This window comes from Streptomyces sp. NPDC086147, from assembly GCF_040702165.1.
GTDB lineage: Bacteria > Actinomycetota > Actinomycetes > Streptomycetales > Streptomycetaceae > Streptomyces.
In genome coordinates, this window is the sequence record NZ_JBFBJO010000001.1 from 94,496 (window position 1) to 119,454 (window position 24,959).

Below are 24,959 nucleotides of genomic sequence, written 5' to 3' on the forward strand. Positions count from 1 at the left end.
GCGCCGGGCGCCCTGGCAGCATGGGGGCCATGGAGCGGGGGATCGACGTCGACAACGAGGCGGGCGTCGTCGTCATAGGCGACGGCAACGATGTTGTGCTCGGCACGGGCGCGGTGGTCCGCTCGGCGTACCGGGAGCAGGTCCGCCGGATCGCCCCGCCGGAACTCGTCGGCCGGCAGGAGGAGCTGGCGGAACTGGCGGATTTCTGCCGCACGGGGACCGGGTACCGGTGGTGGCGGGCGGACGCGTGGGCGGGCAAGACGGCGCTGATGGCCTCGTTCGCGCTCGCCCCGCCCCCGGGCGTGCGGATCGTCCCCTTCTTCGTCACGGCCCGGCTCGGCGCGCAGAACGACGTGGTCGCGTACGTGGACGTGGTCCTGGAGCAGCTCGCGGAACTGGCGGGCGAGGGCCTCCCGGCCCTGCTGACCGCCGCGACCCGCGAGGCCCACCTGCTGCGCCTGTACGCCTCCGCGGCCGAGGCCTGCGCGGCGCGCGGCGAGCGCCTGGTGCTCCTCGTGGACGGCCTGGACGAGGACCGGGGCGTGACGACGGGCCCGGAAGCCCGCTCGATCGCCGCCCTCCTCCCGTACGGCGTCCGCGACCTCCCGGTCGTCGTCTCCGGCCGCCTCAACCCGCCCCTCCCGGCGGACGTCCCCGAGGACCACCCGCTCAGGAACCCGTCGATCGTCCGGCTCCTGACCTCCTCCCCGAAGGCCCGCGCGATCCGGTCGGAGGCGGAACGGGAACTGAAGCACTTCGTGGCGGGCGGCGGCCTCCCGTACGAACTCCTCGGCCTGCTCACGGCGGCGGGCGGCGGCCTGACGGCGGACGACCTGGCGGAACTGACGGACGAGGTCCCCTACCGGGTCCGGGACGTGCTGCGGACGGGCCCGGGGCGGACGTTCGCGCTGCGGGGGGAGGCGTATCTGCTGGCGCACGAGGAACTGGTGGTCCAGGCGCGGGAGATGCTGGGCGTGCGTGAACTCGGCCGGTGGCGGGGCGCGCTGGACGACTGGGCGGGGGAGTGGCGCGCCCGGGGCTGGCCGGACGGCACCCCCGACTACCTGCTGCACGGCTGGTTCCCGATGCTGCGGGCTGCCGGCGACCCGGACGCGATGGCCGGGTGCGCCCTCGACTCCGTACGACAGGACCGGATGCTCGCGGCGACGGGCGGTGACGGGGCGGCGCTCGGGGAGATCGCGACGGCGGGCGAGGCGCTGCTCGCGCGGGGGGACCGGCCCGGCCTGGTCGTCGGTCTGCTGCGGCTCGCCCTGCGGCGGGCGGCGCTGCGGGACCGCAACGGCCAGGTGCCGGCCGAGTTGCCCGCGGCTTGGGTGGAGTTGGGAGAAGCGGGCCGGGGGCTGGCCCTCGCGCGGGGACTCGAACCGGCGAGCCGCGTACCGGCGCTGTGCGAGATCGCCCGGCTCCTGCACGCGGGGGGAGACGGGGAAGGGGCGCGCGGCCTGCTCGACGAGGCCGACGGTCTGGCCCTCGCGTTCCACGACACCGTCGGGCGCGCTTTCGCGCTCCGGTCCGTCGGGGACGCCTGGCTCGCGGTCGGGGAGTCGGACCGTGCGGAACGGATCGCGTACGCGCAGGGGGAGGTGCTGCGCGGTGATCCCCTGCTGGATCTGGTCGCGTTCTGGTGCCGGGCGGGCGAGTTCCGGCGTGCGCTGGACGCACTGGGCGCCGAGACGGAGCGGCGGACGGCGGTCAGGGGACTCGGTGTCGTCTGTGGTGTCCTCTCCGGGGCCGGGCGGAGGGCCGAGGCACTGGCTCTGGCCCGTTCCGCGAGCGGCCTTGGACGGGCGCTCGGGCTGGTGCGGGCCGCCGCCGGAACGCGCGGGGAGGAGGCGGACCGGCTGATCGCCGAAGGGCTCGCCGCACTCGCCGGGGAGGTCCGGGTCCACGAGGACGATCTCGTCGCCGAGGTGGTCGACGCCCTCGTGGCGGCCGGGGCGGTGGACCGCGCCGAGGCCCTGATCAGGTCCTGGCACGAGGCGTACCACGTCGGCGGCATGCGCCTCGCCCTGGTCCGGGGCCTGGCGCGGGAGGGCGACCTCCACCGGGCGGAGGCGGAGTTCCGCCGGCTCGCCTCGGCGAACGACCGGAACCACGCGCGCGTGGCGCTGATCGAGGCCTGGGCGGAGGACGGCGCCACGGAGCGGATCGGTCCCGTACTGGCCGAGTTGGACGACCCCTTCAGCCGCCCCCGCGCGGTACGTGCGGTGATCGCCGCCCTCGTCCGCGCGGGGCGCGTGGAGGAGGCCGAGGCACTGGTGTCGGGGGAGACCGAAGCCGCCGATCCGCGCGGCCTCGGACTGCGGGTCCGCCTCGTCCGCGCCCTGGCCGCTGCCGGACACCGGGCACGGGCCGCCGGTCTCCTCGACCGTGCCGAGGCGGCGAGCCGTGTGCCCCGGCACGAGGAGATCGCCCCGGGCCTGGCCGCCGTGGCGGAGGCACTGGCCCTCGCCGGCCACGCTGACCGGGCCCGGGCGCTGACGGAGGGCCTGGAAGCGGGTACGGACCGGGAGCCGAAACTGCTCGCGGTCGTCCGCGCCCTGCTGGCCACGGGCCGTTTCGACGAGGCCGGACAGCGGGCGCGGGCGGCGCGTTCCAACCAGCGGGAGTACCTGCTCGGGCTCGTCGCCCGCGCCCGGCGCGCACGGGGTCCGGAAGCGCTCCTGGAGGAGTTCGAGCGCCCGGCCGAACCGAACGGCTGCATGCGGCTGTCGCTGGACGGAGGCGTGGCGCGCCGCCGTCTGCCCGCTCCCGAGACGGGGGTCGCGCTCGTGGAGATCGAGCGGCGCGCGGCCCGTGCCCGCGCTCTCCACGAGGAGGGGCGGGGCGAGGAGGCGTCCGGGGAACTCGTCCGCGCCGTGGCCGCGGCCCGGGGCGCCCTGTCGTACACGGCGGCCCCGCTGCCCGCCGTCGTCCGGGCACAGGTGGCCCTGGGGCGGACGGCGGAGGCCGCCGAACTGCTGGACGAGGCGGTCCTGTACCTGGGCCGTCTCGACGGACGGCGGGACGTGTCCTACGTGGCGCGGGCGTTCGTCGCGGCGGGGCGGTACGACGAGGCGATGGACCTGGTACGGACGCCGGGACCGGATTCCCGGGACACCTTCGACCCGCAGTTCGACCTCGCCACGGCGCTGGCCCGGGCCGGGCAGCACGAACGGGCCGAGGTCCTGCTCGGCGCGCTCGTACGGCGCGGTCTCGCCCGGGCCCGTGCCTACGTGGACCTCGCCCTCGCCCATCCCGATCCCGCCCGCGCCCGCGAACTCACCGCCCTCGCCCTCCACACCGGCCCCTGGTACGAGGCGCTGCCCGCCGTCCTCCGGTACGAGCCCGGCGCCCTGCCGCTCGTCCTGGCCGAGGCCGACCGGCTGCACCGGGCGCTGGACGTCTGAGCGGAGGCCCGGTGGTCACGCCGACCGTGTCAGGTCCGACGCCCGCACCTCCTCCGCGAACGCCTCCCCCCGTACGTAACGCTCCACCTCCCCCACCGCCTGCTCCGCCATCCGGTGCAGCTCGTTGCCGAGCGAGCCCGCCACGTGCGGGGTGAGGAGGACGTTCGGGAGGGTGTACAGGGGGGAGCCCGGGGGCGGGAGTTCCGGGTCCGTGACGTCGAGGATCGCGTGGAGGCGGCCCGTCAGGAGGTGGGGGAGGAGGGAGGGCTCGTCCACCAGGGAGCCCCGGGACGTGTTGATCAGGGTCGTTCCGTCCGGCATCGCCGCGAGCTGCGCCGCGCCGATCATGCGGTACGTGGAAGGGAGTTGCGGCGCGTGGACCGAGACGACCGTGCTGCGGGCGCAGAGTTCGTCCAGGCCCACCAGTTCCGTGCCCGGGGGCGGGGTCTCGACGTACGGGTCGTACAGGAGGATCTCGAAGTCGAAGGGGGCCAGGAGGTCGATCACCCTCCGGCCGATGCGGGAGGCGCCGACGATGCCGACCGTGCGGCGGTGGTTGCCCCAGCCGGTGGACTCCTCCAGCCAGGCGTGGTCGGTGCGCAGTTCGGCGTACCGCTGAGCCGAGCGCAGGACCCGCTTCCCGGCGAAGAGGATCGCGGCGAGCGTGTACTCGGCGACCGGCAGCGCGTTGGCGGCGGCGGCCGACGTGACCCGCAGGCCCCGTTCCCAGCAGGCGTCGGTGACGTGGTGCTTGACCGAGCCGGCCGCGTGGACGACCGCCCGCAGCCGGGGCGCCCGGTCCAGGACCTCGGCGGTGAGCGGGGTCGCGCCCCAGCAGGTCAGGAGGAGTTCGGCCTCCGCGAGGGCGGCGGCCGTCCGCGCGTCCGGGGCCGTCAGGTCGTGGGCGACCAGGCGCGGATCGGTGCGGGTCAGGGCCGCGAGGCGGGCGCGGTGCGCCTCGGTGAACAGGCGGTCGTCGACGCCCGGGCCCATCGCGAGGAGCAGGGCGGGGCGGTTGTCAGTGGTGGGGTGCATGGTGGGAGCAGGCCTTCCTCACTTGACGCTGCCGGCCGTCAGACCGGCCTTCCAGTGGCGCTGGAGGGAGACGAAGGCGATGACGAGGGGGATGACGGCGAGCAGGGAGCCGGTGACGACGAGGGGGTAGTAGTCGGGTTCGGCGTGGGCGTTGCTGTTCCACGCGTACAGGCCGAGGCTCAGCGGGTACAGCTTCTGGTCGGACAGCATCACCAGGGGGAGGAAGAAGTTGTTCCAGACGGCGGTGAACTGGAAGAGGAAGACCGTCACGAAGCCGGGCATGACCATGCGCAGGCCGATCGACCAGAAGACGCGCAGTTCGCCCGCCCCGTCGATGCGGGCGGCCTCCAGGGCCTCGTCGGGGACGTAGCCGGCGCAGAAGACCCGGGAGAGGTAGACGCCGAAGGGGTTGACGAGGACGGGGAGCAGGACGGCCCCGTAGGTGTTGACGATCCCGATCTCGCTGGCCAGGAGGTACATCGGCAGGGCGAGCGCGGTGGTGGGGACGAGCACGCCCAGCAGGACGAGGCCGAAGAGCTTCTCCTTGCCCCGGAAGTCGTAGACGTGGAAGGCGTAACCGGCGGCGACGCTGACGAACGAGCAGGCGAGGGCGCCGAGTCCGGCATAGAGGAGGCTGTTCAGGTACCAGTGGAAGTAGATGCCGTCGTTGTACTCGGCGAGCCGGGAGAGGTTGCCGCCGAGGTCGAAGCCCTCGAAGGAGAAGGCGTTCCCGGCCAGCAGGCCGCCGGCGTCCTTGGTGGCGGCGGTCAGCAGCCAGACGAGCGGGAAGAGCATGTAGACGGTGGCGAGGACGAGGGCGCCGTTGACCGCGCCCTGCGAGAGCCATCGGCCGGCGGAGCGGGGCCTTCCCGTACGGACGGCGCTCATGCGGTGCGCTCCTTCCGTGCCGTCCGGCGGCCGGTCAGGCGCGTCACCGCGAAGGAGAGCAGCGCGGCCGTCAGGGCGAGGAGCACGGAGGCCGCCGCGGCGAGCCCGTAGTCGTTGCGGTCGAAGGCCGCGGTGTAGGCGTACATGTTGGGCGTCCAGGTGGAGGTGACGGCGGAGCCGGTGCCCTTGCTGAGGATGAGAGGTTCGGTGAAGAGCTGGAGGGAGCCGATGACCGTGAAGAGGCCGACCATCGCGAGCGAGGCCCTGACCAGCGGGACCTTGACGGAGAAGGCGATGCGCCAGGCCCCCGCCCCGTCGACGGTGGCCGCTTCGAGGACGGAGCGGTCGATGGCCTGGAGGGCCGCGTAGAAGATCACCATGTTGTAGCCGAGCCACTCCCACAGGGCGATGTTCACGACGGAGGGCAGGGCGCCCTCGGGGGAGAAGAAGTCGAAGCCGAGCCCTCCCGCCTCCATGGCCTTCACGACCGGGCTGAGCTGGGGCGTGTAGAGGTAGACCCAGATCAGGGCGGCGATGATGCCGGGCACGGCGTGCGGCAGGAACAGCGCGAGCTGGAAGAAGCGGCGGGCGCGGGCGAGCGCCGAGTCGAGCAGCAGGGCGAGGCCGAGGGCCCCGGCGAGCAGCAGCGGGATGTAGAGCAGGCAGTAGCCGAGCAGGACGCCGAAGCCCTCGCGGAAGGCCTGGTCACCCAGCGCCGCCGTGTAGTTGTCGAGGCCGGTGAAGACGGTCTCGGCGCCGCCGAAGCCCAGTCCGGACTGCTTCTCGGTGAAGAGGCTGAGCCAGACCGCGTAGCCGATCGGCACCACCATCACCGCGGTGAACAGCAGGAAGAAGGGAGTCAGCAGGATCGCGGCGGCGCGGGTGCGGGCCTTCACGCGGATCAGCCCTCGACCTTCAGGCCGCGCTTGGTGAGTTCGGCGACGGTGGCGTCGTGGCCGGCCCTCACGGCGTCGGCGAGGGTCGGGCCGCCCGGGGCGACCGCGCCGAACCGGTCCTTGATCGTGGTGTTGGTGGTGCCGGTGGTGGGGCCCCAGGCCCAGTTCGGGTTGATGGAGGCGCCGGCGGTCTCGAAGAGGGCGTAGATGTCCTGGCCGCCGTAGTAGCCGGCGTCGAAGGCCTTCTTGGCGACCGGGCGCAGGGCCGCGGCGGCGGGGAAGGCGGAGGAGGTGCCGGAGGCGATGCGGGCCTTCACGCCCTCCTCGGTGGTGGACATCCACTCGGCGAAGGCGACGGCCGCGGCCTTCTGCTTGCTGTCCTTGGTCACGGCGAAGGAGGTGCCGCCGAGCATGCCGCTGGCGGGCTTGCCGTCCCAGCTGGGGATCGGGGCGACGGCCCACTTGCCGCTCTGCTCGGGCAGGGTGCCCTTGAGGACGCCCGCGCCCCAGGAGGCGCCGAGGTAGCCGAGGGTGGTGCCGTTCTTGAGGGAGCCGACCCACTCGGGGGAGAACGAGGCGTTCCTGTGGACGAGTCCGGCGTCCAGGAGCCCCTGCCAGTAGGCGGTGACCTTGGTGGTGGCCGGGTCGGTGGTGTTCACCTTCCAGGTGTCGTCCCCGGCCTTGAACCACTGGGCGCCGGCCTGCCAGGCCATGGCCTCGAAGGTGGTCGGGTCGTCCGGGAAGAAGGTGGCGATGCGGGCCTTGGCGTCGGCCTTCTTGACCTGCTCGGCGGCCTTCTCGAAGTCGTCCCAGGTGGCGGGTACCTGGATCTTGTACTTCTCGAAGAGGTCCTTGCGGTAGAAGAAGGCCTGCGGGGAGGCGTCGAAGGGGACGGCCCAGCTCCTGCCGCCGAGGGTGGTGAGCTCGACGCTCTGCGGGAGCAGCTTCGCCCGGTCGGCCTCGGTGAACTCGCCGCCGATGTCCTGGAGGGCGCCGGAGCTCACGAACTCGGGGAGCGAGGAGTACTCGATGGAGACGAGGTCGGGGGCGTTGCCCGCCTTCACGGCGTTGGAGATCTTGGCGTAGCCGCCGGCGGTGCCGGAGGGGATCTCCTCGAACGTCACCTTGACGTCGGTGTGGGAGGCGTTGAAGGCGTCCACGACGTCCTTGGTGCCCTTGGCCCAGCCCCAGAAGGTGAGGGTCACGGGCCCGTTCGGCTTGTTCGCGGTGTCGTCACCGCCGCCGCCGCAGGCCGTGAGGACGGCGAGGGCGGTGGCGGTGCCGGCTATGACGCGGGTCGTTCTGCTCCGGAAGGGGGTCACGGCACGGCTCCTGGGGGCGGGACGGCTGGGAGGTTGTGGCCGTGATCCTGTGACCGTTCATGACCGAAGTCAAGAGCGAAAGATTGATTGATCGAAAAAAGAACAGATCGATCAGCGCGGTCCCTTACGGACGGGAGTCCCCTACGGGCGGGAGTTCCTTGCGTACGGGAGTCCTTTACGGGTGGGAGTTCCTCACGGACGGGAGGCCGGCGCCGGGGCCCCGCACGAGGACCGCACCCGGAGCCACGGCAGCAGGCTCAGATGGCGCCGCGCCGCCGTCTCCGCCTCTCCGGGGCCTTCCCCGGAGGCCTCGGTCAGCCGCTCCACAAGCAGCTCCGTCGCGTGCCGCCCCACCTGCCGCTTGGGCGGGGCGACCGCCGTCAGCGGGATGTCGGCGAGCGCGGCGACCTCGTCGTCGTACGCGATCAGGGCCAGGTCCCGCGGCACCCTGACGCCCAGTTCGGCCAGGCGCCGCGCGATCTCGATGGCGTCCACGTCGTTGTGGACCAGGGCCGCGCTCGCCAGACCGGAGCCGACGGCCTCGTGCAGCGCCCGCACCGCCCGCTCGAACCCCTCCGGATCCGCTTCCGCCGGTACGGAGTCGATGACCGGCCGCGGCTCCGCCAGGCCCAGCGTGCCCAGCGCCTCGGCGTACCCGGCGCGCACCGCGAGCGCCGTCGGGGAGTCCCGGCGGGCGACGAGCAGCGGCGTCGCGTGGCCCAGGGAGAGCAGGTGGCGCAGGGCGAGCAGGACGCCGTGGGCGTGGTCGGAGGCGACCCGGTCCAGGCCGTCGAGCGGGCTGCCGGGCTCGGCGCGCCGCTCCAGGAGCACGGCCGGCACGGGCAGCTCGGCCGGCCAGTCCCCGTACGCGGACCGGTCCTCGGGGCCCCGCCAGCCGGGCGCGACCAGGACGCCCTCGGCGCCCGCCGCGAGCAGCCCCTCCACGCGGGCGCGGTCCTCCTCCGGGCGGTAGTCCGACACACGCAGCACGAGCCGGGCCCCGGCACGGGCCGCCGCCTCGTGCGCCCCCCGGATGACCTCGGCGAAGTAGTACGTGGCGGAGGGCACGAGCAGCCCGAGGACCAGGCCCTCGCCGGGCCGTCCGGCCCCCGGCGCGCCCTGCCGCTCCGGCCAGGACACCTGGCCGTGCACCCGGTCGAGCAGGCCCCGGCCGGCCAGGAGCTCGACGTCCCGGCGGGCGGTGACGGGGGAGACCCCGAGCCGCTCGGCGAGCTCGGCGACGCGGGCGGTGCCGCGCTCGCGCACCAGGGCCAGCAGTCGGTCGTGTCGTTCGGCAGCACTCTCGCGCACGGCGCGGTTCCCCCTCGCGGTGGTGGTGGTCCTCCGAGTCTAGTTCAGAATGATCGAACGGAGGGAGTTTCGATCATTCGCTCGCGAAGTCTTGACGTTCGATCGGAGCCTGTCCAGGATTCCCGACGACACGGACGTCATCGGACGCGGAGCCGCCACGGGGCCCTCGGGACGTTTCGGCAACGCGGCGAGGTGCCGTGCCGGGCGTCGCGGCCCCGGTCATGATCCGCCGGACACGCCCCGAGGGAGCACTCATGCCCGCGCCCCCCGAAGACCGCGCGCTCAGCCCGTACACCGGCTGGACCCGGCCCCACTGGGAGGCCGCCGCCGACCGGCTCCTCTTCGACGTGCGCCCCTTCGCCTCGCCCCGGCACGGACTGATCGACCTCCCCGGGCCCCGCCCAAGCTGGTCGGGCCCCCGTTCCGACGGTCTGGAGGGCTGGGCCCGCACCTTCCTCCTCGCCGCCCTCCGCGTCGCGGGCGCGCACGGCGAGGACCCCCACGGCCACCTCGACCGGTACGTCCGGGGGCTCGCCGCCGGGACGGAGGAGCCGGGCCGGGAGGACGCCGAGTCCTGGCCCCTCATGGCCGGCACCCGCCAGGCGGTCGTCGAGTCCGCCTCCGTCGCCCTCGGCCTGCGCCTCACCCGCCCCTGGCTCTGGGACCGGCTCGACGACCGCGTCCGCGCCCGGGTCGTGGAGTGGCTGCTGCCCGCCCTCGGCCCGTCCCCGGTCGACAACAACTGGTGGCTCTTCGGCCTCACCGTCGCCGGATTCCTCCGGGACGCCGGGATCGAGACCGACCGCGCCGCCGCCACGATCGACCGCTCCCTCGCCCGCGTCGAGGACTGGTACCTCGGCGACGGCTGGTACAGCGACGGCGACAACCGCGCCTTCGACCACTACAACGCCTGGGCCCTGCACTTCTACCCCGTGCTCCACGCCCACCTGTCCGGCGACCGCGCCCTCCTCGACCGGTACGGGCCCCGGCTCCGCGCCCACCTGGACGACCACGTCCACCTCTTCGACGCGAACGGCGCCCCCGTCCCCTACGGGCGCTCCCTGATCTACCGCTTCGCCGCGGCCGCCGCCCCCTGGCTCGGCGCCCTCACCGGTCACACCCCGCTGACCCCCGGCGCCACCCGCCGCCTCGCCTCCGGGACCCTGCGGTACTTCCTCGACCGGGGCGCCACCGACGGGCGCGGGCTCCTCACCCTCGGCTGGCACGGCCCGTACCCGCAGCTCGTCCAGGAGTACTCGGGTCCGGGCTCCCCCTACTGGGCGTCCAAGGGCTTCCTCGGCCTCCTCCTGCCCGCCGGGCATCCGGCCTGGACCGACCCCGAGGAACCCCTGCCCGCCGAACGCGCCGACACCGTCCGCGCCTTCGCCCCCGCCGGGCTGCTCGTCCAGACCACCGCCGCCGACGGGCTCGTACGCCTCCACAACCACGGCAGCAACCACGTGCACAGCCGCGAGGGCGGCGAGGACGACCCCGGCTACGCCCGCCAGGCCTACTCGACCCGTACGGGGCCCACCACCGGGTCCGCCCCGGCCGACAACCACTTCGCGCTGCTCGACGCCGGGGGCCGGGCCACCACCCGGGGGCCCGCCGCCCCCGCCGGAACCGGTCCCGGCTGGGCCGCCTCCCTGCACGTCCCGCGCCCCGGCGTCCGGATCCTCTCCGCGACCCTCGCCCACGGCGCCGCCGAACTCCGCGCCCACCTCGTCCTCGGCGCCCCGGAGGGGACGCCCGTACGGCAGACCGGCTGGGCCACCACGCCCGACGGGCCGCACGCCCGGCTCGACCCGGTCCACGGGTACCCGCCGGAGGACCCGGCCGCCGTACTCCCCGTGGGGGAGACCCTTCAGGGGCCGGGCGGCCGCGTCCTCGCCCTGTACGGCACCACGCGCGGCCCGGCCGCCCTCTTCGCGTCCCTCGCCTCGCTCACCGCGGAGCCCGGCCCGGCCCCCGGCGCCGCCCTCGCGCGCGTGCGGGTCGACGGCCACGCCCTCCACGTGACCTGGGAGGACGGCACCACCGCGGACCTGGACCTCGACACCCTGCGGTGAACGGGCCCGCGCGGCCTACTTCGGGCCGTACTTCCGTCCCGCCCGGGAGGAGACCCCGCCGAGCAGACCGCGCGGCGCCAGCTTCACCACGCCCATCAGGGCCTTGTAGCGGGGGTCCGGGACCGACAGCGTCTTCCCCCGGTCCAGGTCGGACAGGGCCGACGCCACCAGCTTGTCCGCGTCGAGCCACATCCAGCCCGGGATGTTGTCCGTGCCCATCCCGGCCCGCTCGTGGAACTCGGTCCGCACGAAGCCGGGGCAGAGCGCCATCAGCCGCACCCCGGTGCCCGCCAGGTCCCGCGCCGCGCCCTGGGTGAACTGCACGACCCACGCCTTCGACGCGCCGTACGTGCCCCGGGGCACGAAGGCCGCCACCGAGGCCACGTTCACCACCCCGCCCCGGCGCCGCCCCTTCATCGAGGCGGCGGCGGCCGAGGTCAGCCGCAGCACGGCCTCGCAGTGCACCGTGAGCATCTTCAGCTCGTCGGCCATGGAGACTTCGAGGAAGCGGCCCTTGTTGCCGAAGCCGGCGTTGTTCACGAGCAGGTCCACCGGCCGCCTCGGGTCCGAGAGCCGCGCCTCGACGGCGGCGATCCCCTTCTCCTCGGCGAGGTCCGCCGCGAGCACCTCGGCCTCCACCCCGTGCCGGTCGTGGAGCTCGGTCGCCTGCTCCCTGAGCCGCTTCACGTCCCGGGCCACGAGCACGACGTCGTGGCCGTCGGCCGCGAGCCTCCGGGCGAAGGCGGCCCCGATGCCCGCGGTGGCCCCCGTAATCAGTGCAGTCGTCATACGGGCACGTTAGTGCCCCGGCCGGGCCGGGGGACCGGCGCTATGCCCCGGCGCACTCCTCCGCGTGCCTGTCCGCGGACTTCTCCGCCTGCTTCCCGGCGTACTTCTCCGTGTACTGGCGGGCCAGGTCGAGCAGGCCCGACTCCATCCACGCGGCGGCGGCCAGCGTGCCGGGCAGCAGGGACCGCTCGACGGTCGCGGCCCGGTGCAGCAGCGCGACGGTGACCTCGTGGCCGGGCCGGTGCACGACGGTGATCGGATCGCCCGCGCGCACCTCGCCCGGCACGATCACCCGCAGCAGCGCGCCCGGTCCCGCCTCCGACCGCGTGAACCGCTTGACCCAGCCCTTCTCGCCCAGGAAGCCCGCGAACGTACGGCACGGGATGCGGCCGCCGGTCACCTCCAGGACCACCTCGTCGCCGATCCGCCACCGCTCCCCGATCAGGGCGTTGTTGACGTCCAGGCCCCGGGTGGTGAGGTTCTCGCCGAAGGAGCCGTTGGCGAGCTCGCGGCCCAGCTCCCGCTCCCACAGGTCCATGTCCTCGCGGGCGAAGGCGTACGCGGCCCGGTCGGCGCCGCCGTGGAAGCGCAGGTCGCAGACGTCGTCCCCGGCCAGCCCGCTCCGCCCGACGCCGAGCGGCCCCGGCGCCTCGATCCGCACGGCCCCCTCGACGGGGCGCTTGTCGATGGCCGTGAGGCCGGAGGAGGCCTCGGTGTAGTCCACGGCCCGGGCGCGGCCCACATTCACACTCAGCAAGGTCATGTGGGCACTTTACGGGCGTCTCTCTCAAAGCTGTTAAGCGGTATTCGAACTCTTTCCCAAGAATCGCTTATGCTGGATCCATGATCGAGGCCCGCCACCTCCGCGTCCTGCGCGCCGTCGCCGCCACCGGCTCCTTCTCGGCCGCCGCGCGCGAACTCGGCTGCACCCAGCCCGCCGTCAGCCAGCAGATGAAGGCGCTCGAAGCCTCCGCCGGCACGCCGCTGCTGATCCGCACGGGCCGCGAGATGCGCCTCACCCAGGCGGGCGAGGTCCTGGTGCGCCACGCCTCCGGCATCCTCGCCGGGCTCACCGCCGCCGAGGAGGAGGTCGCCGCGATCGCCGGGCTCCGCGCCGGCCGGGTCCGCCTGGTCTCCTTCCCGAGCGGCAGCTCCACCCTCGTCCCCACCGCCCTGGCCGCCCTGCGGGCCGCGCACCCCGGCACCCGGGTCTCCCTGGTCGAGGCGGAACCGCCCCGCTCGATCGAGATGCTCCGCGAGGGCGACTGCGACATCGCCCTCGCCTTCCGGTACGGGGCGGGGCGGGCCGAGTGGGACGACCTGGTCGTCCGGCCGCTGCTCGCCGACCGGCTCGTGGGCCTGGTCCCGGAGGGGCACCGGCTCGCCGGGGCCGGTGCGGTCGGCATCGCGGAGCTGGCGGACGAGTCCTGGATCGCGGGCTGCCCGCGCTGCCGCCGCCAGCTCGTGGACGTCTGCGAGGAGGCGGGCTTCACGCCCCGCATCGACTTCGCGACCGACGACTACCCGGCCGTGGTGGGCCTGGTGGGGGCGGGTCTGGGCGTGGCCGTCCTGCCGGCCCTCGCCATCGAGTCCGTACGGCCCAAGGGGGCGCGGACCGTGACCGTGGAGCCCGCCGTGGAGCGGGAGATCGTGGCCCTGACCCTGCCGGACCTGGCGCAGGTCCCGGCGGTCGCCGCCACGCTGGACGAGCTGGCACGCGCCGCCACGCGCGCGTAGGCACCCGTTCGGTGTCCTCACGCGCGTGGGCGCGGTGGGCGTCGCTGTTCTCGGTTCCTGGCTCTCGGATCTCGGTTCTCGTCGGACCCCGGAGCCGCTCGGGGCCTCAGGACCCCGAAGCCGTTCGGGGCTGCGGGAAACTAACCGGAGAAACGTTCCTTCACATGGACGCCGGCGCGGCCGTCGAGGCCGTGGGCGCCGTCGTGATCAGACGGTTGCGGGCGCGTCCCATGAGCTCTTCGCGTTCGTCCTCGGTGAGGCCGCCCCAGACGCCGTAGGGCTCCCGCACGGCGAGTGCGTGTGCCGCGCACTCCGCGCGCACCGGGCACCGCATGCAGACCTCTTTCGCCGAGTTCTCACGCGCACTCCGTGCCGCGCCGCGCTCTCCCTCGGGGTGGAAGAACAGGGAGCTGTCGACCCCGCGGCAGGCCGCGAGCAGTTGCCAGTCCCACAGATCGGCGTTGGGTCCGGGAAGGCGGGAGAAATCTGCCATTGCGCTTGTCCCCTTGAAACCGTGTCGAACGGATAGGTGGGCGGGTTGATGGCTGACGGCCGGGGCTCCTTCCGGTCCCCGACAGCTCGGGTCGTTACACCTACTGTCTAAGTAGATGTAAATATGACTCATTGCGAATCTAGCCACAGACACCTCGAAAAGGGAAGAAATCCCGCTAAATGGGGCATACCTTTTGATCTCCGGACGGAAGGGCCGCGTCGCTCTTCTCCGCGCACGGCCCCTCACGTAGAGTTCCGAAGCCTGCCGTCCGACCCGTAACTCTTTCGGGTGACCGTCGTTGAGAGTGCGGAGGCGGTTGGAGGAACAAGCGCTCGGGCAGGTGTCCGAGAGCGTCAACCGCACAGGTGACGATACGTACAGCCCTGGAGGCTCAAGGTGACGCGCAACAGCTGCGAGAGCCGCGGAGGTCAGGCATGACATCCGTCCTCGTCTGCGACGACTCCCCGCTTGCCCGAGAGGCGCTCCGCCGCGCGGTCGCGACCGTGCCCGGCGTCGAGCGCGTGACCACCGCGGCCAACGGCGAGGAAGTCCTCCGCCGCTGGGGCGCGGACCGCTCGGACCTGATTCTGATGGACGTGCGCATGCCCGGTCTGGGCGGCGTGGAAACCGTCCGCCGGCTGCTCTCGGCGGACCCCGGCGCCCGCATCATCATGCTCACGGTCGCCGAGGACCTCGACGGCGTCGCGCTCGCGGTCGCCGCGGGTGCCCGTGGCTATCTGCACAAGGACGCCTCGCGCGCCGAGCTGCGGGCCACGGTCACCCAGGCGCTCGCCGACCCGACCTGGCGGCTCGCCCCGCGCCGCCTCCGCTCGGCCGAGATGGGCGCCGCGCCCACCCTCACCGCGCGCGAGATCCAGGTCCTCGAAGGCATGAGCCACGGCCGGTCCAACGCCGAGATCGGGCGCGAGCTCTTCCTCTCCGAGGACACGGTCAAGACCCACGCCCGGCGCCTCTTCAAGAAGCTGGGCGCCTCGGACCGCGCCCACGCCGTCGCGCTCGGTTTCCGCTGGGGCCTGGTCCGCTGACGTCGCAGGTCACCTGCCGCATCCCCGTCCCCGTCCGTGTCCTTCGCGGGGTGGACGGGGTGGGCTTGTGTCACTTCCCCGCCGGATGACGCATCCTTGAGATGTGGAGTTCCTCGGGGACGAGTCGATCGAGCGGGAGGGGAGGGCGCGGGAGATGGGTTCCGGCGCACCTGCTCATAACGCTTCGGTGCACAACTACGGACGCGGTGCCACGGACGCGGAAGCGTCGGGGCACCATGGAGCGATGCGCGACGACGAGACCGCGGTGTCCCCCGTGCCTTCCGGGCGGGGGGAGATCGGCGCGCTCGTCCGCCGCGCGGTCGACGGCGACGCGCAGGCCACGCACGACCTCCTCGCGCGCGTGCACCCGCTCGCCCTGCGGTACTGCCGCACCCGCCTCAACCGGCTGCCCGGCGACGCCCGGCACTTCGTCGAGGACCTCGCCCAGGAGGTCTGCGTCGCCGTCCTGATGGCGCTGCCGCGCTACAAGGACACCGGCAGGCCCTTCGAGGCCTTCGTCTTCGCCATCGCCGGACACAAGGTCGCCGACCTCCAGCGGGCCGCCATGCGGCACCCCGGGTCCACGGCCGTGCCCTCCGACGAGATGCCCGAGCGGCCCGACGACTCCCTCGGACCCGAGGAGCGGGCGCTGCTCAGCGACGACGCCGAGTGGGCCAAGAAGCTGCTCGCCAACCTCCCGGAGAACCAGCGCGAACTGCTCGTGCTGCGGGTCGCCGTCGGGCTCACCGCCGAGGAGACCGGGCAGATGCTCGGCATGTCCCCCGGCGCCGTCCGGGTCGCCCAGCACCGAGCCCTCAGCCGGCTCCGCGCGCTGGCCGAGCAGTGACCCCGAGGCCTTCGGCGGCCCTGGCCGGGCGGTAAGCCCCGCCGGGTTCCGTCATCCCTTTCGTCCACGTGCGAACGTCCAAAGCCGCCCGCTGATCTTGATCGTGGAATGAGACACCGCTCGGGCCCGTTAGCATGGACATCCCGCACCGATCAAGGCCATTTGGGAAGGTGTCATGACTGCCAACGTCGACGGAGTGCCCGGTAAATTCGCGACACTCGGGCTGACCTACGACGACGTGCTGCTGCTGCCGGGAGCCTCCGAGGTCCTCCCCAACGCGGTCGACACCTCGTCCCGCATCTCGCGCAACGTCCGCGTCAACATCCCGCTGCTCTCGGCGGCGATGGACAAGGTGACCGAGTCCCGGATGGCCATCGCGATGGCCCGCCTGGGCGGCGTCGGCGTGCTCCACCGCAACCTGTCCGTCGAGGACCAGGTCAACCAGGTCGACCTGGTCAAGCGCTCCGAGTCCGGCATGGTCACCGACCCCATCACGGTGCACCCGGAGGCGACGCTCGCCGAGGCGGACGCGCTCTGCGCCAAGTTCCGCATCAGCGGCGTCCCGGTCACCACCCCCGCCGGCAAGCTGCTCGGCATCGTGACCAACCGCGACATGGCCTTCGAGAGCGACCGCGAGCGCCAGGTCCGCGAGGTCATGACGCCGATGCCGCTGGTCACCGGCAAGGTCGGCATCTCCGGCGTCGACGCCATGGAGCTGCTGCGCCGCCACAAGATCGAGAAGCTTCCGCTGGTCGACGACGAGGGCGTCCTCAAGGGCCTCATCACCGTCAAGGACTTCGTCAAGGCGGAGAAGTACCCGAACGCCGCCAAGGACTCCGAGGGCCGCCTGCTCGTCGGCGCCGCCGTGGGCGCCAGCCCCGAGGCCCTGGAGCGCGCCCAGGCGCTCGCCGCCGCCGGCGTGGACTTCCTGGTCGTCGACACCTCGCACGGCCACAACAGCAACGCCCTGAGCTGGATGGCGAAGATCAAGTCGAGCGTGGACGTCGACGTGATCGGCGGAAACGTCGCCACCCGCGACGGCGCGCAGGCGCTGATCGACGCCGGCGTCGACGGCATCAAGGTCGGCGTGGGCCCCGGCTCCATCTGCACCACCCGCGTGGTCGCCGGCATCGGCGTCCCGCAGGTCACCGCCATCTACGAGGCCTCCCTCGCGGCCCGCGCCGCCGGCGTCCCGCTGATCGGCGACGGCGGCCTGCAGTACTCCGGCGACATCGGCAAGGCGCTCGCCGCCGGCGCCGACACCGTGATGCTCGGCAGCCTCCTCGCCGGCTGCGAGGAGTCGCCCGGCGAGCTGCTCTTCATCAACGGCAAGCAGTTCAAGTCGTACCGCGGCATGGGCTCGCTCGGCGCCATGCAGTCCCGCGGCCAGGGCCGGTCCTACTCCAAGGACCGCTACTTCCAGGCCGAGGTCTCCTCCGACGACAAGCTCGTCCCCGAGGGCGTCGAGGGCCAGGTGCCCTACCGGGGCCCGCTCTCCAACGTCCTGCACCAGCTCGTCGGCGGCCTCCGCCAGACCATGGGCTACGTGGGCGCGGCCACCGTCGCGGAGATGGAGTCCAAGGGCCGCTTCGTGCGGATCACCGCGGCGGGCCTCAAGGAGAGCCACCCGCACGACATCCAGATGACGGTCGAGGCGCCGAACTACAGCAGGAAGTAACGCGCACGCGGGTGAGGGGCGGTTCCGGGATGTGGCCGGAACCGCCCCTCCCACGTGTGTCGGGGATACTGGTAGGCGCAGACATAGAGGGAAAGGCCACACATCGTGACTGAGATCGAGATCGGGCGCGGCAAGCGCGGCCGCAGGGCGTACGCGTTCGACGACATCGCCGTCGTGCCCAGCCGGCGCACCCGGGACCCGAAGGAGGTCTCGATCGCCTGGCAGATCGACGCCTACCGGTTCGAGCTGCCGTTCCTGGCCGCTCCCATGGACTCGGTCGTCTCGCCGCAGACCGCCATCCGGATCGGCGAGATGGGCGGCCTGGGCGTCCTGAACCTCGAAGGCCTGTGGACCCGGTACGAGGACCCGCAGCCGCTCCTGGACGAGATCGCGGAGCTGGACGAGGCCGCCGCGACCCGTCGCCTCCAGGAGATCTACTCCGCTCCCATCCGGGAGGAGCTGATCGGGAAGCGCATCAAGGAGGTGCGCGACGCCGGCGTCGTCACCGCCGCCGCGCTCTCCCCGCAGCGCACCGCGCAGTTCTCCAAGGCCGTCGTCGACGCCGGGGTGGACCTCTTCGTCATCCGCGGCACGACGGTCTCCGCCGAGCACGTCTCGGGCGCGGCCGAGCCGCTGAACCTGAAGCAGTTCATCTACGAGCTGGACGTCCCGGTCATCGTCGGCGGCTGCGCCACGTACACCGCGGCCCTGCACCTGATGCGCACCGGCGCCGCGGGCGTCCTGGTCGGCTTCGGCGGCGGCGCCGCGCACACCACCCGCAACGTCCTGGGCATCCAGGTCCCGATGGCGACCGCTGTCGCGGACGTGGCCGCGGCGCGCCGCGACTACATGGACGAGTCCGGCGGCCGGTACGTGCACGTGATCGCCGACGGCGGCGTGGGCTGGTCCGGCGACCTGCCGAAGGCGATCGCCTGCGGCGCCGACGCGGTCATGATCGGCTCCCCGCTGGCCCGTGCCACGGACGCGCCCGGCAAGGGCCACCACTGGGGCATGGAGGCCGTCCACGAGGACGTGCCGCGCGGCAAGCTGGTCGACCTGGGCATCGTCGGCACCACCGAGGAGATCCTCGCGGGCCCGTCGCACACCCCGGACGGCTCGATGAACTTCTTCGGCGCCCTGCGCCGCGCGATGGCCACCACGGGCTACAGCGAGCTCAAGGAGTTCCAGCGCGTCGAGGTCACGGTCGCGGACGCGCAGCACAAGCGCTGACCGTTCCCGGTCCGCAGGAGGGCCCCGCACCGACCGGTGCGGGGCCCTTCCGCGTGTCCGCTCAGAGGCGGTGGGCCGCGCCCGCCGGGGTGGCGCCGCGGGTGTCGAGGAGGAGCTGCGCCTTCACCGAGAGGCCCTGGAGGTCGTAGGTGCGGTGGTGCTGGAGCAGGACCGTCAGGTCGGCGTGGGCGGCGGCCTCGTAGAGGGAGTCCGGGCGGGGGACGGGGAGTTCGCGGACGCGCCAGTCGGGGACGTACGGGTCGTGGTAGCTGACGGCCGCGCCCAGGTCCATCAGGCGGCGGGCGATCTCGTCGGCGGGCGAGCCCTGCCGGTCGGGCAGGTCGGGCTTGTACGTGATGCCGAGCAGCAGGATCCTGGCCCCCCGCGCCGACTTCCCGTGCTCGTTGAGGAGGGCGGCGGCGCGTCGCACGACGTACGCCGGCATGCGCTCGTTGACCTGGCCCGCGAGTTCGACCAGGCGGAGCGGACGGTGGGCGCCGACGGTGTCGACGGGGACGCCGTGGCCGCCGACGCCGGGTCCCGGGCGGAAGGCCTGGAAGCCGAAGGGCTTGGTCTCGGCGCAGCGGATGACGTCCCAGAGGTCGACGCCGAGTTCGTGGCAGAGGACCGACATCTCGTTGACGAGGGCGATGTTGACGTGCCGGAAGTTGGTCTCCAGGAGCTTGACCGTCTCGGCCTCGCGGGGTCCACGCGCGCGTACCACCTTGTCGGTGAGGCGTCCGTAGAAGGCGGCGGCGGACTCCGTGCAGGCGGGGGTGAGGCCGCCGATGACCTTGGGGGTGCCGGCGTAGCCGTGGGTACGGCTGCCGGGGTCGAGCCGGCCGGGGGAGTACGCGAGGTGGAAGTCGCGTCCCGCGCGCAGTCCGGAGCCCGTTTCGAGGACGTCGCGGAGCAGGCCCTCGGTGGTGCCCGGCGGGACGGGCGACTCCAGGACGACGGTGGTGTGCGGGCGCAGCCGGCCGGCGAGCGCGCGGGCGGCGTCGGTGACGGCGGTGAGGTCGAGGGTCCGGTCGGGGCCGAGGGGGGTCGGGGGGCAGAGGGCGGCGGTGCGGACCCGGCCCAGTTCGGCGGGGTCGTGGGTCGGGCGGAAGCCCCCCGCGAGCATCCGGCGGACCTCCGGGACGGTGAGGGGGCCGTCGGCCGGTGAGCGGCCCGCGGCGAGTTCGGCGGCGGGCCGCGGGTCGGTGTCGTAGCCGATGGTGTCGATGCCCGCGGCGGTGGCGGCACGGGCGAGGGGGAGTCCGTGGTGGCCGAGGCCGATGACGGCGAGATCAGCGGGCATGGGGGGTGGGCCGTCCTTCCCAGTAGCCGTAGGGGGCGCGGCGCGCAAGTCCGGTGGGCGAAACGGGTCGCGCGCAATGTCAGACTAGGCGTAAATATGACCGATATGTCGCATTACGGGGCCGCAGGTCACCGAGTGTTGTCCACAGGCCGGTGACGAGGCGGTGGCTGAAGTCGCCCCGGCGGGACAGAATCGAGCTGTGAGCCGGACCGCACGGTCCCGGCTCGCTCGCGGGAAGGGCCGTGCGCCCGTTCACGGGACGGGCGCGCATCCGTTCGGGACGGGTGGCGCACCCGCTCGCGGGAAGGGCCGTGTACGGGAGCCGGACGCGGGAAGCCGCGTGCGGAGAGGCCCGTGCGCGGGACGGACGGGGGACGACGGGAGGCGGCACACGTGAGGACAGCGACACTGGGACCGGCCGAGCGCGTCGAGGCGCTCGCCGCCATGGCCGAGCGCGAGCTGGACGTGCTGGTCGTCGGCGCCGGAGTGGTCGGCGCGGGAACGGCCCTCGACGCCGTCACGAGAGGGCTCTCCACCGGCATCATCGAGGCCCGCGACTGGGCCTCGGGCACCTCCAGCCGGTCCAGCAAGCTCATCCACGGCGGCCTGCGCTACCTGGAGATGCTGGACTTCGCCCTGGTGCGGGAGGCGCTCAAGGAGCGCGGACTCCTCCTGGAGCGGCTCGCCCCCCACCTGGTGAAGCCGGTCCCCTTCCTGTACCCCCTCCAGCACAAGGGCTGGGAGCGGTTCTACGCCGGATCGGGCGTCGCGCTGTACGACGCGATGTCGCTCTCCTCCGGACACGGCCGGGGCCTCCCCGCCCACCGGCACCTCTCCCGGCAGGGCGCCCTGCGCGTCGCCCCCTGCCTCAAGAAGGACGCCCTCGTCGGCGCCCTCCAGTACTACGACGCCCAGATGGACGACGCCCGCTTCGTCACCACCCTCGTGCGCACGGCCGCCTCCTACGGCGCGCACGCCGCGAGCCGCGCCCGCGTCGTCGGCTTCCTGCGCGAGGGCGAGCGGGTCGTCGGCGCGCGCGTCCGGGACGTCGAGGCCGGGGCCGAGTACGAGATCCGGGCCAAGCAGGTCGTCAACGCCACCGGGGTGTGGACCGACGACACCCAGGCCCTCATCGGGGAGCGCGGCCAGTTCCACGTCCGCGCCTCCAAGGGCATCCACCTCGTCGTGCCCAAGGACCGCATCCACTCCACCACCGGGCTCATCCTGCGCACCGAGAAGTCGGTCCTCTTCGTGATCCCCTGGGGACGCCACTGGATCGTCGGCACCACCGACACCGACTGGGACCTCGACAAGGCCCACCCGGCCGCCTCCAGCGCCGACATCGACTACCTCCTGGAGCACGTCAACACCGTGCTCGCCACCCCGCTCACCCGCGACGACGTCGAGGGTGTCTACGCGGGCCTGCGGCCCCTGCTCGCCGGCGAGTCGGAGGCCACCAGTAAGCTCTCGCGCGAACACACCGTCGCCCACCCGCTCCCCGGCCTGGTCGTGGTGGCCGGCGGCAAGTACACGACGTACCGCGTGATGGCGAAGGACGCCGTCGACGAGGCGGTCCACGGCCTCGACCAGCGCGTCGCCCCCTGCGTCACCGAGGACACCCCGCTCCTCGGGGCCGAGGGCTACCGGGCCCTGTGGAACGCGCGGGCCGGGATCGCCGCCCGGCACGGACTGCACGTCGTGCGGGTCGAGCACCTCCTCAACCGGTACGGCTCCCTGACGCAGCAGCTCCTCGACCTGATCGCCGAGGACCCCCGGCTCGGCGAACCCCTCCCGGCGGCCGACGACTACCTGCGCGCCGAGATCGTCTACGCCGCCTCGCACGAGGGCGCGCGCCACCTCGACGACGTCCTCACCCGGCGGACCCGGATCTCCATCGAGACCTTCGACCGGGGCACGCGCAGCGCCCGCGAGTGCGCGGAGCTGATGGCCCCGGTCCTCGGCTGGGACGCCCGCCAGATCGACAAGGAGGTCGAGCACTACGAGAAGCGGGTGGAGGCCGAGCGCGAGTCGCAGCGCCAGCCCGACGACCTGACGGCGGACGCGGCGCGGCTGGGGGCGCCCGACATCGTGCCCATCTGACCGCGCTCGCGCGCCGGTCCCCGTACGGCTGTGGACAACTGACGGAACGTCCGGTCCTCCGGGGCGTCCGGGTCGTCCGCATACCGGCGGGAACCTCGGAGGGGTGCGGCGGCGTCGTCATCCCGGAGTACGGACCCGGGGGCGCCACCGGTCCCGAGGTGAGGGACAATGGGCTCTCTTCCAGGGCGGGTTAACGCATCACGCGGGAAGCGGCAGACGCGGCGAAGACCAGGGATCGCAGAGGGGACGCATGTCGGAGGCGGAGCAGTCGCGGGACACGGCGAAGGACCCCGGGCGGGACGCCGCCGCGGGGGCCGCGACCGACGGCGACCGAGGAACGGTCCCGGCCGCGCGTGAGCCGGAGCGGGACGCGAAGGACGCGCAGGTCGGACGGGGTGCGCAGCCCCCGGAGGACGGTGCGGAGCCGGGACCGGGCGGCGGGGCCGCCCCGGATGCCGGTGCCGGGCCGGCCGCGGACGGCGGTTCGGCTTCGGACGCCGGGCCGGCCGTGGACGCGGAGTCCGGTTCGGGCGGCGAGTCCGGTTCGGGTGACGCGCCGGGTTCGAGCGGTGCGTCGGGTTCGCGTGGTGCGGGCGGGAAGTCCGCTTCGGGCGGCTCGGGCGTTTCGGTCGTGAAGGGCCACGGGGATCCGCGGTCTGACGGCGCGACGGGTTCCGGAGCGGTTGACGACGGTGCCGGCGCGGCCGGACGGCTGCGGGGGACCGAGCCGTCGACCGGACGGGCCGGGTTCGGCGCCGGGGACGGCGACGGCGGAAGCGGTCGCGGGACGGCCGCGACCGGCGCGGCGCGCGGCGGCGACAGGCTCCGCAAGGCCCCCGTCGGCGAAGGAAGGCTGCTCGCCGGGCGCTACCGGCTCGGCGCGGTCCTCGGCCGCGGCGGCATGGGCACCGTGTGGCGCGCCGTCGACGAGACCCTGGGCCGCACCGTCGCCGTCAAGGAACTCCGCTTCCCCACCAGCATCGACGAGGACGAGAAGCGCCGCCTCATCACCCGGACCCTGCGCGAGGCGAAGGCCATCGCCCGGATCCGCAACAACGGCGCCGTCACCGTCTACGACGTCGTCGACGAGGACGACCGCCCGTGGATCGTCATGGAGCTCATCGAGGGCAAGTCCCTCGCGGACGCCGTGCGCGAGGACGGCACGCTCACGCCCCGGCGCGCCGCCGAGGTCGGCCTCGCCATCCTCGACGTGCTGCGCTCGGCCCACCGCGAGGGCATCCTGCACCGCGACGTGAAGCCGTCCAACGTGCTGATCGCCGAGGACGGCCGGGTCGTCCTCACCGACTTCGGCATCGCCCAGGTGGAGGGCGACCCCTCGATCACCTCCACCGGCATGCTCGTCGGCGCCCCCTCGTACATCTCGCCGGAGCGCGCCCGCGGCCACAAGCCCGGCCCGGCCGCCGACATGTGGTCGCTCGGCGGCCTCATCTACGCGGCGGTCGAGGGCAGCCCGCCGTACGACAAGGGCTCCGCCATCGCCACCCTCACGGCGGTGATGACCGAGCCCGTCGACCCGCCGAAGAACGCGGGCCCCGACCTGGAGAAGGTCATCTACGGCCTCCTCGCCAAGGACCCGGCGCAGCGCCTCGACGACGCCGGCGCCCGGGTCCTGCTGCGGGCCGTGCTCGACGCCCCGGAGGCGGCGCCCGCGCCCTCCCCCGAGGTCACCAGGGTCGTACCGCTGCCGCCGAGCCCCGAGCAGGCGCCGGCGGCTCCGGCGTCCGCCCGGACCGGAGCCCCCGACGAGGCCGCGGACCGGGTGCGGGGCGCCCTGAAGTCCGTGCGCAACGCGGCGGCCTCCGTGAAGGCCGAGCCGAGGCCGAGGACCGCGCCGGTCCAGGGCGGCGGCAGGCAGACCCCGGCCCGCGCGCCGCTGACCGACGTCGTGTCGCGCCGCACCCTCGTCATCATCGCCGCGGTCGTGGTCGTCGCCCTGCTCGGGACGATCCTGGCGGTCTCCCTCGGCGGCGGAGGGGACGAGGGCAACCAGGGCAAGGGCAAGGAGGGCACCACGGCCTCGGCCGGCGCCTCCGCGGGCGGCGAGGGCTCCGACGGTTCGGGCGGCTCCGACGGCGGCAAGGGCCAGAACCCGACCGACCCGGGTCAGCAGGGCGGCGCGCAGCCCGGCGACAACGGCTCGGCGGGCACGGACGGCGCGACGGGCGCGCCCGGTTCGACGGGCACGACCGACGGCGGGAACGGCGCCACGCCGTCCGGCGAGCCCGGCGGCACCGGCACCCGACTGCCCGCCGGATACGCCCTCGTCACCAGCGACCGCTTCCACTTCTCCATGGCGATGCCGTCGAAGTTCAAACTGAGCACGATCCCGGGGTACTCCCTCGGCGGGATCTTCAGCGAGAACGGCGGCTTCCCGCGCGTGCAGGTCGACTACAACGACAGCCCGAAGGACAACGCCGCGAGCGCCTGGGAGCTGGCCAAGGTCGGCGTGGCCGCCACCAGCAAGGACTACAAGCACCTCGGCATACGGCCCGTCTCGTACAAGGGCTACCCGACCGTCGCCGACTGGGAGTTCGAGCGCACCCAGAAGGGCGTGCGCGTCCACGTGCTCAACCGCGGCTTCAAGGCGGACTCCGCGCGGGGCTACTCCATCATGGTCAGCTGCAAGGCGGACGAGTGGAACGGCGAGGAGTGCCGGACCCTGCGGGAGACGGCGTTCGCCACGTTCAGCCCCAAGGACTGACCGGTGCCCCGTATCGTGGGGAACCGGGTGTCGTACGCAATCGAACAGAGCCGTTGACCGCACGGCCCCGGACCGGACCGACC

General features: G+C 73.7%; 18 protein-coding genes. 9 read left to right on the top strand and 9 right to left on the bottom strand.

Going from position 1 to position 24,959, the window contains the following annotated elements:
• Positions 1–29 precede the first annotated feature (29 nt).
• A complete protein-coding gene (locus AB0398_RS00545; RefSeq protein WP_366371070.1) occupies positions 30–3,410 on the top strand; it encodes a hypothetical protein in 3,381 nt (1,126 codons plus the stop codon).
• Positions 3,411–3,425: 15 nt separating this feature from the next.
• Here AB0398_RS00545 and AB0398_RS00550 read toward each other — a convergent pair whose 3' ends face one another.
• The 5 genes from AB0398_RS00550 to AB0398_RS00570 all read right to left on the bottom strand — a co-directional run bounded on the left by AB0398_RS00550 (position 3,426) and on the right by AB0398_RS00570 (position 8,862).
• Positions 3,426–4,445 carry a hydroxyacid dehydrogenase gene (locus tag AB0398_RS00550; RefSeq protein WP_366371072.1) on the bottom strand — a complete coding sequence of 340 codons (1,020 nt, stop codon included), beginning with the start codon at positions 4,443–4,445 and terminating at the stop codon, positions 3,426–3,428.
• 18 nt (positions 4,446–4,463) lie between these two features.
• A complete protein-coding gene (locus AB0398_RS00555) occupies positions 4,464–5,333 on the bottom strand; it encodes a carbohydrate ABC transporter permease (protein ID WP_366371074.1) in 870 nt (289 codons plus the stop codon).
• Positions 5,330–6,229 carry a sugar ABC transporter permease gene (locus AB0398_RS00560; RefSeq protein ID WP_366371076.1) on the bottom strand — a complete coding sequence of 300 codons (900 nt, stop codon included), beginning with the start codon at positions 6,227–6,229 and terminating at the stop codon, positions 5,330–5,332. Before AB0398_RS00560 ends, AB0398_RS00555 begins: the two co-directional genes overlap by 4 nt.
• A 5-nt stretch (positions 6,230–6,234) precedes the next feature.
• Positions 6,235–7,551 carry a sugar ABC transporter substrate-binding protein gene (locus AB0398_RS00565; RefSeq protein WP_366371078.1) on the bottom strand — a complete coding sequence of 439 codons (1,317 nt, stop codon included), beginning with the start codon at positions 7,549–7,551 and terminating at the stop codon, positions 6,235–6,237.
• Between the two features lie 192 nt (positions 7,552–7,743).
• Positions 7,744–8,862 (bottom strand): substrate-binding domain-containing protein, encoded by a 1,119-nt coding sequence (locus AB0398_RS00570; RefSeq protein ID WP_366371080.1) that lies wholly within the window; start codon positions 8,860–8,862, stop codon positions 7,744–7,746.
• Positions 8,863–9,116: 254 nt separating this feature from the next.
• On the opposite strand from AB0398_RS00570, the gene AB0398_RS00575 reads away from it, so the two are divergent.
• Positions 9,117–10,931, top strand: a complete 1,815-nt coding sequence (locus tag AB0398_RS00575; RefSeq protein WP_366371082.1) for a DUF2264 domain-containing protein — start codon at positions 9,117–9,119, stop codon at positions 10,929–10,931.
• Between the two features lie 15 nt (positions 10,932–10,946).
• On the opposite strand, the gene AB0398_RS00580 is transcribed toward AB0398_RS00575, so the two are convergent.
• Entirely contained in the window at positions 10,947–11,720 is a 774-nt protein-coding gene (locus tag AB0398_RS00580; protein ID WP_366371084.1) for an SDR family oxidoreductase, read from the bottom strand.
• A 40-nt stretch (positions 11,721–11,760) separates the two neighbouring features.
• A complete protein-coding gene (locus tag AB0398_RS00585; RefSeq protein WP_366371086.1) occupies positions 11,761–12,483 on the bottom strand; it encodes an MOSC domain-containing protein in 723 nt (240 codons plus the stop codon).
• A gap of 80 nt (positions 12,484–12,563) precedes the next feature.
• Here AB0398_RS00585 and AB0398_RS00590 point away from each other — a divergent pair, with 80 nt between their 5' ends.
• Positions 12,564–13,457: a LysR family transcriptional regulator gene (locus AB0398_RS00590; protein ID WP_366371087.1), complete on the top strand. Its 894-nt coding sequence runs from the start codon at positions 12,564–12,566 to the stop codon at positions 13,455–13,457.
• Between the two features lie 160 nt (positions 13,458–13,617).
• Here the strand turns inward: AB0398_RS00590 and AB0398_RS00595 are convergent, their stop codons facing one another.
• The gene (locus AB0398_RS00595) at positions 13,618–13,950 is read right to left on the bottom strand and encodes a WhiB family transcriptional regulator (protein ID WP_366371089.1); all 333 of its coding nucleotides are present in this window, start codon (positions 13,948–13,950) and stop codon (positions 13,618–13,620) included.
• A gap of 434 nt (positions 13,951–14,384) precedes the next feature.
• On the opposite strand from AB0398_RS00595, the gene AB0398_RS00600 reads away from it, so the two are divergent.
• The 4 genes from AB0398_RS00600 (at position 14,385) to AB0398_RS00615 (ending at position 18,751) form a co-directional block, all read left to right on the top strand.
• Complete coding sequence (locus AB0398_RS00600) at positions 14,385–14,996, top strand: response regulator transcription factor (RefSeq protein WP_003948568.1); 612 nt, start codon at positions 14,385–14,387, stop codon at positions 14,994–14,996.
• A 244-nt stretch (positions 14,997–15,240) separates the two neighbouring features.
• On the top strand, positions 15,241–15,843 hold the full coding sequence (locus AB0398_RS00605; protein WP_366371091.1) for a sigma-70 family RNA polymerase sigma factor: 603 nt from the start codon (positions 15,241–15,243) through the stop codon (positions 15,841–15,843).
• A gap of 175 nt (positions 15,844–16,018) precedes the next feature.
• Complete coding sequence (gene guaB, locus AB0398_RS00610; protein ID WP_366371093.1) at positions 16,019–17,521, top strand: IMP dehydrogenase; 1,503 nt, start codon at positions 16,019–16,021, stop codon at positions 17,519–17,521.
• A 105-nt stretch (positions 17,522–17,626) separates the two neighbouring features.
• The gene (locus tag AB0398_RS00615) at positions 17,627–18,751 is read left to right on the top strand and encodes a GuaB3 family IMP dehydrogenase-related protein (protein WP_366371095.1); all 1,125 of its coding nucleotides are present in this window, start codon (positions 17,627–17,629) and stop codon (positions 18,749–18,751) included.
• A gap of 61 nt (positions 18,752–18,812) precedes the next feature.
• On the opposite strand, the gene AB0398_RS00620 is transcribed toward AB0398_RS00615, so the two are convergent.
• Positions 18,813–20,054 carry a nucleotide sugar dehydrogenase gene (locus AB0398_RS00620; RefSeq protein WP_366371097.1) on the bottom strand — a complete coding sequence of 414 codons (1,242 nt, stop codon included), beginning with the start codon at positions 20,052–20,054 and terminating at the stop codon, positions 18,813–18,815.
• Between the two features lie 393 nt (positions 20,055–20,447).
• Between AB0398_RS00620 and AB0398_RS00625 the strand changes: the two genes are divergently transcribed.
• Positions 20,448–22,154, top strand: coding sequence for a glycerol-3-phosphate dehydrogenase/oxidase (locus AB0398_RS00625; protein WP_366371099.1), 1,707 nt, complete (start codon positions 20,448–20,450; stop codon positions 22,152–22,154).
• 250 nt (positions 22,155–22,404) lie between these two features.
• A complete protein-coding gene (locus AB0398_RS00630) occupies positions 22,405–24,876 on the top strand; it encodes a serine/threonine-protein kinase (RefSeq protein WP_366371101.1) in 2,472 nt (823 codons plus the stop codon).
• Positions 24,877–24,959 lie beyond the last annotated feature (83 nt).

Excerpts from the sequence above, each read along its gene's own strand:
- AB0398_RS00595 (WP_366371089.1), bottom strand. The coding sequence starts at position 13,950 with ATGGCAGATTTCTCCCGCCTTCCCGGACCCAACGCCGATCTGTGGGAC.
- guaB (WP_366371093.1), top strand. The coding sequence starts at position 16,019 with ATGACTGCCAACGTCGACGGAGTGCCCGGTAAATTCGCGACACTCGGG.
- AB0398_RS00590 (WP_366371087.1), top strand. The coding sequence starts at position 12,564 with ATGATCGAGGCCCGCCACCTCCGCGTCCTGCGCGCCGTCGCCGCCACC.
- AB0398_RS00550 (WP_366371072.1), bottom strand. The coding sequence starts at position 4,445 with ATGCACCCCACCACTGACAACCGCCCCGCCCTGCTCCTCGCGATGGGC.
- AB0398_RS00605 (WP_366371091.1), top strand. The coding sequence starts at position 15,241 with ATGCGCGACGACGAGACCGCGGTGTCCCCCGTGCCTTCCGGGCGGGGG.
- AB0398_RS00620 (WP_366371097.1), bottom strand. The coding sequence starts at position 20,054 with ATGCCCGCTGATCTCGCCGTCATCGGCCTCGGCCACCACGGACTCCCC.
- AB0398_RS00580 (WP_366371084.1), bottom strand. The coding sequence starts at position 11,720 with ATGACGACTGCACTGATTACGGGGGCCACCGCGGGCATCGGGGCCGCC.
- AB0398_RS00630 (WP_366371101.1), top strand. The coding sequence starts at position 22,405 with ATGTCGGAGGCGGAGCAGTCGCGGGACACGGCGAAGGACCCCGGGCGG.
- AB0398_RS00545 (WP_366371070.1), top strand. The coding sequence starts at position 30 with ATGGAGCGGGGGATCGACGTCGACAACGAGGCGGGCGTCGTCGTCATA.
- AB0398_RS00575 (WP_366371082.1), top strand. The coding sequence starts at position 9,117 with ATGCCCGCGCCCCCCGAAGACCGCGCGCTCAGCCCGTACACCGGCTGG.
- AB0398_RS00585 (WP_366371086.1), bottom strand. The coding sequence starts at position 12,483 with ATGACCTTGCTGAGTGTGAATGTGGGCCGCGCCCGGGCCGTGGACTAC.
- AB0398_RS00555 (WP_366371074.1), bottom strand. The coding sequence starts at position 5,333 with ATGAGCGCCGTCCGTACGGGAAGGCCCCGCTCCGCCGGCCGATGGCTC.
- AB0398_RS00600 (WP_003948568.1), top strand. The coding sequence starts at position 14,385 with ATGACATCCGTCCTCGTCTGCGACGACTCCCCGCTTGCCCGAGAGGCG.